Genomic DNA, 12,857 nt, shown 5'->3' on the forward strand with positions numbered 1-12,857 from the left:
TGCCAAGCCGTATCTGCTACGAAAATCCGCTTTCCGACTGGAGATACAGCCTATATTACCGCTGCCTCGGAACGCTTTGTATCGGCGAGAGGATCTTGAAGCCGCACTGGAACACGTCGGAAATATGGTCTTCAAGAATAGGCGGCCTTTTGGGTAGGTGGCCAACGGAATGAGGGTTCTATTGCGGCTAACAATGGCAGCCTTTGGGGACCACGGTTCGACGCGCAGGGAGTGGCCGGTTACGAAATCTTTTGGGTCACCCGACGCGCGACGGTCATTGAACCGTCGCCGGACAGGTCTAGATCATGGGCGTAACGATAATCGTTGAAGGAGAGGATCGATGCGCTTTGGGGTGATGTTGGCGGCGGCAGCCGCAATCGCTGTGCCGATTGGTGTGGTGGCGAAATCGGACGTGTCGCCCGTGATCGCCAAGGCGCTGGCCGATCCGGCGCGCGCCGACCAGGCAGGCGACGATGCGCGCCGGCATGCCGCGGAGGTTGTCGCCTTTTCAGGCGTGAAACCGGGCTGGCAAGTGGTCGATTTTCTGCCGGGCCAGGGCTATTGGACACGCATCTTCACCGGCGCGGTCGGGCCGAGCGGCCATGTCTATGCTTTGTGGCCGAGCGCGGCCGGGGATCGCGCCAAGGCGACGGTCGATGCGCTCAACGGCCGCAAGCTGAGCAATGTCACCGCCGCGGTCGACGCCGGGCTGATCACGGTCGACAAGCCGGTCGACCTCGTCTGGACCGTGCAGAATTATCACGATCTGCCCAATGACGGGCGCGGCGAGCCCGCGCTCAACGCATTCAACGCCGCCGTGTTCAAGGCGCTCAAGCCCGGCGGTACCTATGTCGTGATCGACCATGTCGCGCCGGCGGGCAGCGGCCTGACCGATACCGGAACGCTCCACCGCATCGATCCCGCGATCGTCAAGAAGCAGGTGCTTGCCGCCGGCTTTACCTTTGCCGGCGAATCGAAGGCGCTGGCCAATCCCAAGGACGATCACACGCTCAAGGTGTTCGACGACAAGATCCGCGGCGTCACCGACCAGTTCGTCTACAAATTCCGGAAGCCGCTCAAGTGATCCGGGCCGGGTTGGCGGTGCTGCTGGGCGCCGCGGCGCTCGGCGGCTGCACCCAGAAATGGGACACGGGCAATACCTCCACCGCGGACACGCGGCTGGCGCGTGACGTCGCGCTCGATGCGCGGCGCCACGGTCCGGAGATCGCCGCCTTCGCCGGGGTGAAATCCGGCGACAAGGTGATCGATCTGATCCCGGGCGGCGGCTATTGGACGCGCACCTTTGCCCGCATCGTCGGGCCATCGGGGCATGTCTACGGCATCTGGCCGCAGCCTTATGCGGCGGAAGCCGGCAGCGACGTCAAACGCTATGCGGCCGCCGCCGGCACGCCCGCTTTCGCCAATGTGTCGGCGAGCACCCAGCCGGCGACCAGCCTGACCGCACCCGAAAAGGTCGACCTGGTCTTCACCTCGCAAAATTATCACGATTATCCCGACAAGTTCATGGGCTCGATCGACCCTGCCGTGCTCAACAAGGCGGTGTTCGACGCGCTCAAGCCGGGCGGCATCTATCTGATCATCGATCATGCCGCCGCACCGGGGTCGGGGATGCGCGACACCGATACGCTCCACCGGATCGACCCGGCGGTCGTCAAGCAACAGGTAGTCGCGGCGGGATTCGTGTTCGACGGCGAGTCGAAGCTGCTGGCTAATGCCGGCGACGATCACACCAAGCCGGTGTTCGACAAGACGATCCGCGGGCATACGGATCAGTTCATCTACAAGTTTCACAGGCCCTAGCCCCCGCCGTCACCCCGGGCTTGTCCCGGGGTCCAACGGGAGACGAGCGTGAAACATGCGGTTCGAGCGGGGGCGGGCGAGGCACGTTGGACCCCGGCACAAGGCCGGGGTGACGGGGTGGGTTACTCGCGCTCACCCCGCAACGGCCGGCTGAGCAGCGCGCCGATCACGTCGCCGACCGGCGCCCCCTCGAGCAAAGCACACACCGCCTCGGTCACCGGCATGTCGACCCCGGCCTTGGCCGCCGCTTCGCGCAGCACCGGCGCGGTAAAGGCACCCTCGGCCACCGTCCGCCGGTCGCTCAGCAATTCCCTCGCCGACCGCCCCTCGCCCAGCCCGACCCCGAGCGAGAAATTGCGGCTGCTGGTCGACGAGCACGTCAGCACCAGATCGCCCAGCCCCGACAGGCCGGCCATTGTCTCCGCCCGCGCGCCGCGCGCCAGCCCGAACCGCGTCATCTCGGCAAAACCGCGCGCGATCAACGCGGCGCGGGCGTTCTGGCCCAGCCCCGCGCCCTCGACCACGCCACAGCCGATCGCCAGCACGTTCTTGACCGCGCCGCCGATCTCCGCGCCGATGACGTCGTCCGACGCGTAGGTCCGGAAGGTCGGAAGTCCGATCAGCTCGGCGAGACTGGCGGCCAGATCGAGGCCTTCAGCCGCCAATGTAACCGCCGTGGGAAGGCCGGCGGCGACTTCGTGCGCGAACGTGGGGCCAGACAGGACTGCGATCGGCGATCCATCGATCACTTCCGCGGCGACCTCATGGAGCAGCTTGAAGGTGCCGGCCTCAATGCCCTTGGAGCAAAGGATCAATGCCTGCGCGTTGCGCGGCATGTCGTCGAGTACCGACCGCATATGCTGGGCGGGGGTGACCACGAACACCACTTCCGCTTCCGCTACCCAGGTGATGTCGGCGTTCGCGCAAATGCTGGGTGAAAGAGGGACGTTCGGCAGGAACGCCGGGTTGAAGTGCGTGCTGTTGATCGCCTCGATCACCTCGGGTTCGCGTGCCCAGAGACGTACTTCGCGGTCACTCGACGCTGCGACCTGTGCGAGCGCCGTACCCCACGCACCGCCGCCGAGAACGCCAATCACTCTTCCGCTCACGCTTTCACTCCTGCCCCACGCACCTTTTCCGCGTCCGGGTCGAGCGGCCAGCGCGGGCGCGCGGCGATGTCGAGCGGGTCGGTCAGGCCCGCCGCGAAGCGCTCGGCCCCGGCCCAGGCGATCATCGCGGCATTGTCGGTGCACAGCCATTGCGGCGGCACGCTGAACGGCAGCGCATAGTCGCCCGCCAGCGATTCGAGCGCGGCACGCACGGCGCCGTTCGCCGCGACCCCGCCGGCGACGACCAACGCGGTCGCATCGGTATCGCCCAATTGGCGGCGGGTGCGGTCGACCAGGCAATCGACCGCGGCTTGCTGAAAGCTCGCGGCGATGTCCTCGACGCGCCACTGCCCGGTGTCGTGCGCGCGCAGCACCGCGCTCTTCAGCCCGGCGAACGAGAAATGCGGCTCGGCCGATCCGAGCAACGGCCGCGGCAAGGGCACGATATCCTGGCCGATCGCGGCGGCACGCTCGACCGCGGGGCCGCCGGGAAAGCCGAGCCCGAGGATCTTGGCGGTCTTGTCGAATGCCTCGCCCGCGGCATCGTCGATCGTGGTGGCGAGGCGGCGATAGCGCCCGACGCCTTCGACCAGCAGCAATTGGCAATGCCCGCCCGAGACGAGCAGCAGCAGATAAGGGAAATCGAGCTCGGGATCGGCCAGCCGCGGGCTCAGCGCATGGCCTTCGAGATGATTGACCGCGACCAATGGCTTGCCCGCCGCATGCGCCAGCGCCTTACCGGTGACGAGGCCGACCATGACGCCGCCGATCAGTCCCGGCCCGGCGGTCGCGGCAACCGCATCGACTTGCGACAGCGTCACGCCCGCTTCCGCCAAGGCTGCTTCGATCAGGGGTTCGAGCGCCTCGACATGCGCGCGCGCGGCGATTTCCGGCACCACGCCGCCATAAGGGCGGTGCGCGGCTTCCTGTCCGGCCAATTTGTGCGCCAGGATGCGGCGGTCGCTGGTGACCAAAGCCGCCGCGGTCTCGTCGCACGAGGATTCGAGGCCAAGGATGAGAGTCATTTTATGTCTCTAACGGTTCGGCCTTGGCTTGTCGAAGCGCCGGAGTCTGCGCTGCCACCCGCCTTGGACTGCTATATCCGCGTCACCGCGTTGACCGCATCCGCCGCGCGCAGCGCCGCCATCAATTTCTCCAGATGCGCAGCGTCGCGCACTTCAAGGTCGATCTGGTTGGTGTGGAATCCGGTATCGCTGGTGTCGAACCGGATGTTGATGATGTTGGCGCGGTGCTGGCCGATAATCGTCGACACGGTGCCCAGCGCGCCGGGCTCGTTCTTCAACGTCACCTCGATCCGCGCCAGTCCGCCTTCGGACTTGTCGCCCCAGGCCAGGTCGACCCAATCGACATCGTCCGAATTGGCCAGCACCGGACAATCGATGCGGTGGACCTCGATCTCCTGGTCGGGCCGCCTCAGGCCGACGATGCGGTCGCCCGGTACCGGATGGCAGGTCGTATCGAGCTTGTAGGCGACGCCGGGGGTCAGGCCGGTGATCGAGATCGCCGACGATTGCTGCGGCAGCGCGCGGCCCGCGTCGGTGCTGGCCGATCCCGGCATCAGCGCTTCCATCAACTCGGCATCGGTGATCCGCCGCCGCGCCACCGCCTCGATCAGTGCATCCTCGTCGGTCAGTTGCAGCTTCTTGAGCGCGGTCTTGACCGCATCGACCGACAGCGGCGCCGGCAGGCGATCGACGATCTCGTCGTACAGCTTGCGGCCAAGGGTCAGCGTTTCCTTGCGCTCGATCGCGCGCAGATGCCGCCGGATCGCCGCGCGCGCCTTGCCGGTGATCGCGAAGTTGAGCCAATTGGGCTGTGGCGATTGCGCCTTGGAGCGCAGGATCTGCACCTGGTCGCCATTCTCGATCACCGTGCGCAGCGGGACGTGGCGGCCATTGATCTTGGCGCCGACCGCCTGGTCGCCGAGATCGGTATGGACGGCATAAGCGAAATCGATCGGCGTCGCGCCCTTGGGCAGCTGATGCAGCTCGCCCTTCGGCGTGAAGGCGAAGATGCGATCCTGATACATCGCCATCCGCGTATGCTCGAGCAATTCCTCGGGCGTCTCGGCGGTCTCCAGGATTTCGACCAGGTCGGTGATCCAGCTATGCTGGCCGTCGGCGCGGACCTTGCCGGTCTTGTACGCCCAATGCGCCGCCAGCCCATATTCGGCCTCGGCATGCATTTCGCCGGTGCGGATCTGGATTTCGACGCGGGTGTCGCCGGCATGCATGATCGAAGTGTGGAGCGAGCGATAGCCGTTGCGCTTGGGCGTCGAGATATAATCCTTGAACCGCCCCGGCACGAACGGCCAGCGGCGATGGATGACCCCCATCGCGCGGTAGCAATCCTCCTCGGTCGGCACGATCGCGCGGAACGCCATCACGTCGGACAATTGCTCGAAGCTGATGTGCCGCTCCTGCATCTTCTTCCAGATGCTGTAGGGGTGCTTCTCGCGGCCCGATATGTCGGCATCGACACCGTGGCGAGACAGCAGCAATTTCACACCCGATCCGATCTTGGCGATGCGGTCGCCGCCTTCCTGCAATTGGTCGAGGCGCTTCTGGATCGATTCATACGCTTCGGGTTCGAGCTGCGCGAAGGCGAGCGTCTGCATCTCCTTCATGAACTCGTACATGCCGATCCGCTCGGCGAGCGGGGCGTAGATATCCATCGTCTCGCGCGCGATGCGCTTGCGCTTGTCCGGATTGGGGATGTGGTGGAGCGTGCGCATATTGTGCAGCCGGTCGGCCAATTTGACCAGCAGCACGCGGATGTCGTCCGACATCGCCAACAGGAACTTGCGCAGATTCTCGGCGGCGCGCTCGCTTTCGGTCTGCGCCTCGATCTTGGAAAGCTTGGTGACGCCGTCGACCATCCGCGCGACATTGTCGCCGAACAATTTCTGGATCTGCTCGGGGGTGGCGACCGTATCCTCGATCGTGTCGTGGAGGATCGCGGTGGCGATCGTCTCGTCGTCGAGATGCAAGTCGGTCAGGATGCCCGCGACTTCGATCGGATGGCTGAAATAGGGGTCGCCCGACGCGCGCTTCTGCGAGCCATGCGCCTGGAGCGAAAAGACGTACGCGCGGTTGAGCAAGGCCTCATCAGCCTCGGGGTCGTAAGAGAGGACCCGATCAACCAGTTCGTACTGACGCAGCATACCGCTAAGATGGGGCGGGTTGGCGCTGCTTTGCAACAAAATGTTGGCCGCGAGCAATTAAAGGCGCGCGGCCAACGAGGGGATGTATGATCGTGACAGGCTTACTGGGCCTTGGCGTTGCACTTTGACAGCGTGTCGGCGTCGAGCGCCTGGCCGCCGACGGTGAACGAGGTCAGCTTGCCGACGCGCTGCGCGACGAGCTGGCACAATACGATGTCGCGCTCCGGCGCCTTGGCGGCGGCGAACGCGCCGTCATGGAACTTCCACACGGTGTCGCGCGTGATCAGGCTGGTCTTGGTCGGCGCCTCGACGGGGGTGGCGGTGTAGTAACCGGGACCCTGGGGCTGCGCGACGGCGACGGTGGTGCTGACCATGGCGACGGCGATGGCGGCGAGAATCCTGGGGGCAATGCGGGACATGTTTTCCTCCTACGTCCGTTGCAACGCACAATAGGTTGCGAATCACCACCTAGTGTATTAGGTTTTCAGTTGCAACTAAAAATCTACATGGCATTTTCATGACGCGGGAAATGGGATACGCTTCGATGCATAGAGAGGAATTCTGATGGGCGGACACCTGAGGGAGCCGCTGCGCGAGCTCGCCGAATGCGGCCTTTCGGCGGCACTCGTGGCGATGGGCGAGCGCTGGAGCTTCATGATCCTGCGCGCCGCGTTCAACGGCCTGCACCATTTCGAGGAGTTCCAGTCGGAGCTCGGCATCGCGCGCAATATCCTGGCCAACCGCCTCGCGCGGCTGGTCGAGCATGAGATCCTGACTCGCGAGGCGATGCCCGAGGATCGCCGCAAGATCCAGTACCGGCTGACCGACAAGGGCATGGCTTTGCTGCCGACGATGGTCGCGCTGCGGCAATGGGGCGAGCGCTGGGAAACCGGCGTGCCGGCGGAGCCGGTGCTGGTCGATGCGCGCGACATGCGGCGCATCCGGCCGGTCGAGGTCCTGTCGCACGACGGACGCGTGCTCAACAAGGGCGACATGCACTGGGCGCTGCTCGAAGACGTGGTCGGTGACGTCGAGCCGCTGCAGCAGGCGGCGGAATAGCGATAAAAAGCCCCTCCCCTTCAGGGGAGGGGTTGGGGTGGGGTAGTGCGCCAAGCGCTGCACTCTACGAAGCCTCCCCCATCCCTACCCCTCCCCGTTCCGGGGAGGATTTCAACTCACCCCAATTTCCCGATGAATTCCCGGATCGCCTCCGGAATCGGCACCGGCTGACCGGTCGGCAAATGGACGTTGACCGTGACCAGCCGCACGATCGAATGGAGTTCGCCGGTCGCGGCATGGCAGAGTTCGAACACTTGCGTCATGCTGGTCGACCCGAGCCGCTCGACCTTGGCATAAGCAAGGATCACGTCGCCGTAAGAGAAGGGCTTGAGGAACTCGACCTCGGCATGGCGGACGTGGAATTCGGTCTCGGTCCAGACCGGCCCCAGCGCATCGGCGATCCCGGTCCATTCCCAGAATTCGGTCCCGGCGACATCGGCATATTCGAGATAGCGCGAGTTGAAGACGACCTTTTGCCCGTCAATCTCGGCATAGCGGACCTTGATCGGGGTGGAGAAGGCAAAGCCGGGACGAGTCATGCCTGGCGCATATCGTGTGCGTTACGAGACCGCCAGTTCGATCGATCGCGTCCGTTCGTTCCACCGTCTTGACTCATAAATCTACATATGTTGTATTCGATACATGGCTACCAATCGTCGCCCTTCGAAACAGATGATCCGGCTCCTCGATGCGCTGTCGGCGAGCCCTCGTGAGTGGCGCCACGGCTATGACATCATGAAGGAAACCGGGCTTCTGTCCGGCACGCTCTACCCGTTGCTGATGCGCATGACCGATCAGGGTCTGGTCGAGGCGGAATGGCGCGAGCCGGCGCAGCCCGGCAGGCCGCCGCGGCACGCTTATCGGCTGACGGCGCAGGGTCTCGCACTCGCGCGGGAAACGGTCGGGGATCGGGGTTTGTCGGGATTCAAGGAGGTGCCGGTATGACGGCGAAACTTGCTTGTGCCGTGATGGCCTTGGCGCAGGCCTGTCTTGGCGATCGTCGCCGCGACTGGGCGCTGGCGATGCATGCCGAATTCGAGGTCGCGATCGACGATGGCAGGCCGCTTGCCTTCGCATTTGGTTGCCTTAAGGGCGCGCTGCGCGACATGCCCAAGCATGCCGATGGGCGGTTTACGCTGACCAGCCATGCCGTCGCGCTGGGACTCCTCCCGATCGTCGCGCTGCTGGTTGTGGGCACGGGCGCTGGCTTCCCCTTTCTACCGTCGGGGCATGCCGGGATATCCGGATGGCTCGCAGGAAGCGGCGAGCATTCGCCGTTGCTGACGCCCTGGAACCGTGGCTTTGCCCCGTCTTTGGCGATCCTGATCTGGGGACTCATCGCCGGGCATTTGCTGATGCCCTGGTTCATCCTCGAGCGCGATTGGGCGCGCGTCGGCACCCTGGCGCGCATCAACAGCGCGGCCACGGTCTCGCTTGTCCTGTTCACCACCGTCCTGTTTCTCGACACGGCCTTCCTGCTGCTTCCGATGGCGGCGCTCGCGATCGAACTCGCAGCGAGCTGGTGTCTCTTCCGATGGCAGGCGGACCTGTTCGCCGGAGCGCCGCCCGGCACATCGGCCGCGTAACTTTTCGGGAATTCGTTTTGCGACGTCGAGATTGAACCGGGCGGCGGGCCGCCCGCCGGGGAGACGTGCGTCTTTCTTTCAACGCAGTGTAGAAGGAGACCAGAGATGAAAATGCCTCTCGCGATGATCGCAGTCGCGGTCGCGTCGGTCCCGGCCATGGCGGCCCCGGCGCAGCAACCCGCCTCGTCGCCCTTCCTCGGCCAGTGGAAGCTCGACACTGCTTCGATACCGGCGTCAGGCGATGCGGCTCCCGCCAGCGTGACGGCGGAATTTGCCGATGGCGGCGCCGGCATCTGGGACACCACTTATGTGATCACGGCAAAAGACGGCAGCGCGCGGCGCATGACCTCGCGCGAACGGCTCGACGGCAAAGCCGTCCCGATCGCCGGCGATCAGACCGTCGCCGACAGCGTCGCGATGACGACTCCTTCGCCAGGCACATTGGTCATGGGATTGACCAAGGGCGGCACTCTCGCGTCGGTGCGGGTCTATACAGTGTCGGCGGATGGCAGCGAAATGATCGAGAATGCGACCTTCGTCGGCGACGACGGCAAGCCCATGGTCAGCCGCTTCCGCTGGGTACGATAGCGTCGGGGAAGCGGGCGGTCCGAATTGTCCCCACCGCCCGCTGCTCCTGGCCGACAGTCATTTCCGAGCACGTGACCCGCGCGCGCTCCCGATTGAAGATCAGGCAAGGCGGCTGACCGCCACCTGACCAATTTCCACTCGCCAGCCGGCAGCGTGTTTCACGCCACGCTGCCGGCTTGCCCATCGCAGGAGATCGACATGCAACGGATGGCAATGCTCGCGGCTCTGTCGCTCGGGGCATGTGCAACGCTGCCGCCGCCAGCACCGGAACCGCATGTGACGGTCGAAATAACCGATCTCACCCTGACCACGGTAGGCGGAAGGGCCGCGCTCCGGCAGCGCGTCGCCGCGGCGGCGCATCAATTCTGCCGGCTTCACGGCGCGGAGATCACGCCGATCGAATCGCGCGAAGACCCCTGGTATTGCTCCGACATGATGCGTTCGGAAATCATGTACCGCATGACGCCGTCGACCCGCCGGGCCTATGCGATCGCCCGGCGCGAGGCAGGCCTCCGTGGCCGCGACCTCTGAACGCCACGTATCACCGTACCTCCGAGATGGCCGGCTCCGGCGGGCCAGGATTCCGCGCGCACAGCCCGTCGAGGTAGAAATCGAGGTGCCGATGCGCGAGCGATCGCTCTTCGTCCGGCGGCAATCCCACTGCCAACGGCCGCGCGAAGCGCGTCAAGCCGAACACGATATCACGCTCGGACAGATCATCGCGGAGAGAACCCTCCCGCATGGCGCGGCCGACCAGGGATTTCATGAGCCTGGCCGCACGGACACGGAGGTCGGGCCAGTCCGGTTTCTCCAGAAGCGGATGGAGAATGTTCACCGCGCCGATGCCGTTATCCAGGGCCATGTGCATATATTGGCGAAGCGCGTCGACGCAGTCGGGAACGGTTTCGATCAGGGCCTCTCCGGCACCGATGCTCTTTTCCAGCACGTGACGCGTGGCGGCATGGAGTAGCGACTGTTGGTCGGGGAAGTGCCGGTAGAGCGTTCCGATGCCAACCCCGGCGCGTTCGGCGATCGCGTCTCGCGCCGGCGCGCCGCCAACTTCCAGAACCAATTCGACAGCGACGTCGATCAGCCGTTGCCGGTTCTTTCGCGCATCAGCCCGCACCGTGCACCCGCGGCTGGTTTCCCGCCGACCTCCTTGACGCTTTCATAATCGGAGGATATTCCTCCGTTTGCTTGGGGTGTCAAGGCGAGCCTTGACCGCAATGGTAGCCGTCCGCGCGGCTCAAGGACTCGATCGAACGACGTACATCACCCCATCTGATCGGCCGCGAAGGGAGAGCGCGATGGATCGCAGGCAGTTTGTTCAAGCGTCTTTCGTCGCCGCGGGAATCCTTGCGTTCCCCGCGGGCGCATCGGGCCGCGACAAGAAAAGCGTGCCGACCAGATTGGATGCGGCGGCGTATCACGCGTCGCGGCGATATGTTTCCACACCGTTCGGGCGCATCGCCTTTGTCGAACGCGGACGCGGTCCCGCCGCCCTGTTCATCCACGGTTTTCCGCTCAGCGGCTTTCAGTGGCGCGGCGCTTTGCAACGCCTGGCCAACCGGCGGCGATGTCTCGCGCCGGACCTGATGGGGCTGGGCTATTCGGAAGTGGCCGAGGGGCAGGATCTCTCCCCTCGTGCCCAGGCCGACATGCTCGTGGCGTTTCTCGACCGGCTTTCCATCCCGGCCGTCGACCTGATCGCCAACGATAGCGGCGGCACCATTGCGCAGCTTCTCATGGCGCAGCATCCCCGCAGAATTCGCACCGTCATTCTGACCAATTGCGACGTTCACGAGAACAGCCCGCCGCCGCAAATGCGCAATTCGATCCAGCAGGCTCGCGACGGCGTGTACGACAAGAAGATCGAGCGACACCTGGCGGATCGATCCTATGCCAGGTCTCCGCAAGGGATCGGAGGCGGTGCCTATGTCGACCCCGCGAATTTCAGCGATGAGGCGATCGAATACAGCCTCCGCCCGCTTATCGCCTCGCCGCCAAGAAGAGCCCAGCTCAACCGCTATCTGGCCGCGTTCGACCCCAATCCGCTTGTCGCGATCAAGCCATTGCTCGAACGCTGTGAGGCGCCGACGCGGATGGTTTGGGGAACGGCCGACCCATTGTTCCCGATCAAATGGGCGGAGTGGCTCGATCGCACTTTGCCCAAGTCGCGCGGAATACGCCTTGTCGACGGCGGCCGCTTGTTCTGGCCGGAGGAGCATCCGGATCTTCTCGCCGAGGAAGCGCGAACCTTGTGGTCGATCTAGCAGCGCCGCCCGGTCGAGCAGATCGTTGCTGCCGCCGACCCAGCCTGAGGAGGCGCTAATGTATGCCAAGGACGTTCCCCCTGGGACTCTCTTCTATCACGGTACCAAGGCCGAACTCGAGATCGGAAGCCTCCTGCGACCGGGCTTCGGAAGCAATTTCGTCGAGCGCGGGCTGAAACACATCTATTTTACCGCGACGCTCGAAGCGGCGACCTGGGGCGCGGAGCTTGCCAAAGGCGAAGGCCGGGGCCGCATCTTCATTGTCGAGCCGACCGGTCCATTCGAGGACGATCCGAATCTCACCGACAAGAGGCTCCCCGGCAACATGACCGCATCCTACCGCTCGGCCGATCCGCTACGGATCACCGGCGAGGTCGAGGACTGGGTCGGCCATTCCCCCGAGCGACTCCAGGAGATGAAGGACAATCTCGCCCGCATGAAGCAGGAAGGCAGCGACACGATCATCGAGGACTAGGATCCGTCGCCGTAATGTCGGGCCACTCGTCTGGCGAGCCCGTGGAAAGCTACTCGGCGGCGCAAGGCGCGCGCTGGTCAGCCAACATGGCGCACGTGCGCTCAGCAGTCTGCCGAACCCGTTCCAGCTGTTCTGCCGCATAATGCGCGCTGATGTTCGGAACGACATTGTCGATCATGATATGTTCGCTCTGCTTCATGGCAAATCCGCGCCAGAGGTAGACGTCGAATATTTCGCGGAGTGACACCTCCTGCCCTTGCGTGTCGAGCCAGGGATGCGATGTGCCGGACGTGCTGAACGAGAGCAGCGGTTTTCCTTTCAACGCATGCTGACCGACCTGGCCGACCATGTCGCGAAACGAATAGCCCGCGCCGAGTACGCGATCGACATATCCCTTCAGCATCGCCGGCGGCAAACCAAACCAGATCGCGTAGATGAGCACCAGAATGTCGCATGACATTAGCAACGCAAGCTCGGCCGCGACATCCGGCGAGGAGGTCCACGCATCGTGAAGCGGGCGTTCTTCCGCTCTCAGCACCGGGTCGAAATTCATTGCGTAAAGATCGCGCACCACGACGTCCTGCCCGCGGACCTCCGCTTCCTTGCTATAGGTCTCGACCATGGCGCGATTGAAGCTGTCGGAAGACGGATTCACGTACACCAGCAGATGACGAAGCGGCAGCTGTGCCGGTGCTAAGGCGGGGGCGGTACTCATCGATCGGCTCCAAATTTCTCACGGTTGCGGCCGTAACCGTCTCGTTT

Annotated in this window: 16 protein-coding genes; 9 read left to right on the forward strand and 7 right to left on the reverse strand. The window is 64.6% G+C overall.

Annotation, left to right across the window (positions count from 1 at the left end):
• The first annotated feature begins 340 nt into the window (after positions 1-340).
• Positions 341-1,084, forward strand: a complete 744-nt coding sequence (locus tag AC1DSD_RS18980) for a class I SAM-dependent methyltransferase (protein WP_478032297.1) — start codon at positions 341-343, stop codon at positions 1,082-1,084.
• The gene (locus AC1DSD_RS18985) at positions 1,081-1,821 is read left to right on the forward strand and encodes a class I SAM-dependent methyltransferase (RefSeq protein WP_478032298.1); all 741 of its coding nucleotides are present in this window, start codon (positions 1,081-1,083) and stop codon (positions 1,819-1,821) included. The genes AC1DSD_RS18980 and AC1DSD_RS18985 overlap by 4 nt, the downstream gene beginning before the upstream one ends.
• Positions 1,822-1,943: 122 nt before the next feature.
• Here AC1DSD_RS18985 and AC1DSD_RS18990 read toward each other — a convergent pair whose 3' ends face one another.
• The 4 genes from AC1DSD_RS18990 to AC1DSD_RS19005 form a co-directional block, all read right to left on the reverse strand.
• Positions 1,944-2,930, reverse strand: coding sequence for an NAD(P)H-dependent glycerol-3-phosphate dehydrogenase (locus AC1DSD_RS18990; protein WP_478032299.1), 987 nt, complete (start codon positions 2,928-2,930; stop codon positions 1,944-1,946).
• Positions 2,927-3,955, reverse strand: a complete 1,029-nt coding sequence (gene tsaD, locus AC1DSD_RS18995) for a tRNA (adenosine(37)-N6)-threonylcarbamoyltransferase complex transferase subunit TsaD (RefSeq protein ID WP_478032300.1) — start codon at positions 3,953-3,955, stop codon at positions 2,927-2,929. The genes AC1DSD_RS18990 and tsaD overlap by 4 nt, the downstream gene beginning before the upstream one ends.
• A gap of 71 nt (positions 3,956-4,026) precedes the next feature.
• Positions 4,027-6,114 carry a RelA/SpoT family protein gene (locus AC1DSD_RS19000; protein ID WP_478032301.1) on the reverse strand — a complete coding sequence of 696 codons (2,088 nt, stop codon included), beginning with the start codon at positions 6,112-6,114 and terminating at the stop codon, positions 4,027-4,029.
• Between the two features lie 101 nt (positions 6,115-6,215).
• Positions 6,216-6,533, reverse strand: a complete 318-nt coding sequence (locus AC1DSD_RS19005) for a CC_3452 family protein (protein WP_478032303.1) — start codon at positions 6,531-6,533, stop codon at positions 6,216-6,218.
• A gap of 145 nt (positions 6,534-6,678) precedes the next feature.
• Here AC1DSD_RS19005 and AC1DSD_RS19010 point away from each other — a divergent pair, with 145 nt between their 5' ends.
• A complete protein-coding gene (locus AC1DSD_RS19010) occupies positions 6,679-7,173 on the forward strand; it encodes a winged helix-turn-helix transcriptional regulator (protein WP_478032304.1) in 495 nt (164 codons plus the stop codon).
• Positions 7,174-7,289: 116 nt separating this feature from the next.
• On the opposite strand, the gene AC1DSD_RS19015 is transcribed toward AC1DSD_RS19010, so the two are convergent.
• Complete coding sequence (locus AC1DSD_RS19015; protein WP_478032305.1) at positions 7,290-7,712, reverse strand: acyl-CoA thioesterase; 423 nt, start codon at positions 7,710-7,712, stop codon at positions 7,290-7,292.
• A gap of 103 nt (positions 7,713-7,815) precedes the next feature.
• On the opposite strand from AC1DSD_RS19015, the gene AC1DSD_RS19020 reads away from it, so the two are divergent.
• The 4 genes from AC1DSD_RS19020 (at position 7,816) to AC1DSD_RS19035 (ending at position 9,878) form a co-directional block, all read left to right on the forward strand.
• Positions 7,816-8,118, forward strand: a complete 303-nt coding sequence (locus AC1DSD_RS19020; protein ID WP_478032306.1) for a PadR family transcriptional regulator — start codon at positions 7,816-7,818, stop codon at positions 8,116-8,118.
• On the forward strand, positions 8,115-8,759 hold the full coding sequence (locus AC1DSD_RS19025) for a hypothetical protein (RefSeq protein WP_478032307.1): 645 nt from the start codon (positions 8,115-8,117) through the stop codon (positions 8,757-8,759). Before AC1DSD_RS19020 ends, AC1DSD_RS19025 begins: the two co-directional genes overlap by 4 nt.
• Positions 8,760-8,864: 105 nt before the next feature.
• On the forward strand, positions 8,865-9,347 hold the full coding sequence (locus AC1DSD_RS19030) for a hypothetical protein (protein ID WP_478032308.1): 483 nt from the start codon (positions 8,865-8,867) through the stop codon (positions 9,345-9,347).
• A gap of 198 nt (positions 9,348-9,545) precedes the next feature.
• Entirely contained in the window at positions 9,546-9,878 is a 333-nt protein-coding gene (locus AC1DSD_RS19035; protein WP_478032309.1) for a UrcA family protein, read from the forward strand.
• A 10-nt stretch (positions 9,879-9,888) separates the two neighbouring features.
• On the opposite strand, the gene AC1DSD_RS19040 is transcribed toward AC1DSD_RS19035, so the two are convergent.
• Positions 9,889-10,473 (reverse strand): TetR/AcrR family transcriptional regulator, encoded by a 585-nt coding sequence (locus AC1DSD_RS19040; protein ID WP_478032310.1) that lies wholly within the window; start codon positions 10,471-10,473, stop codon positions 9,889-9,891.
• A gap of 181 nt (positions 10,474-10,654) precedes the next feature.
• On the opposite strand from AC1DSD_RS19040, the gene AC1DSD_RS19045 reads away from it, so the two are divergent.
• Together AC1DSD_RS19045 and arr are read left to right on the forward strand one after the other, a co-directional pair.
• Entirely contained in the window at positions 10,655-11,620 is a 966-nt protein-coding gene (locus AC1DSD_RS19045) for an alpha/beta fold hydrolase (RefSeq protein ID WP_478032312.1), read from the forward strand.
• Between the two features lie 58 nt (positions 11,621-11,678).
• Positions 11,679-12,095, forward strand: coding sequence for an NAD(+)--rifampin ADP-ribosyltransferase (arr, locus tag AC1DSD_RS19050; protein ID WP_478032313.1), 417 nt, complete (start codon positions 11,679-11,681; stop codon positions 12,093-12,095).
• A 49-nt stretch (positions 12,096-12,144) separates the two neighbouring features.
• On the opposite strand, the gene AC1DSD_RS19055 is transcribed toward arr, so the two are convergent.
• Positions 12,145-12,810 (reverse strand): NAD(P)H-dependent oxidoreductase, encoded by a 666-nt coding sequence (locus AC1DSD_RS19055; RefSeq protein ID WP_478032314.1) that lies wholly within the window; start codon positions 12,808-12,810, stop codon positions 12,145-12,147.
• Between the last annotated feature and the right edge of the window lie 47 nt (positions 12,811-12,857).

It is taken from the genome of Sphingomonas sp. P4_D12, assembly GCF_056401895.1.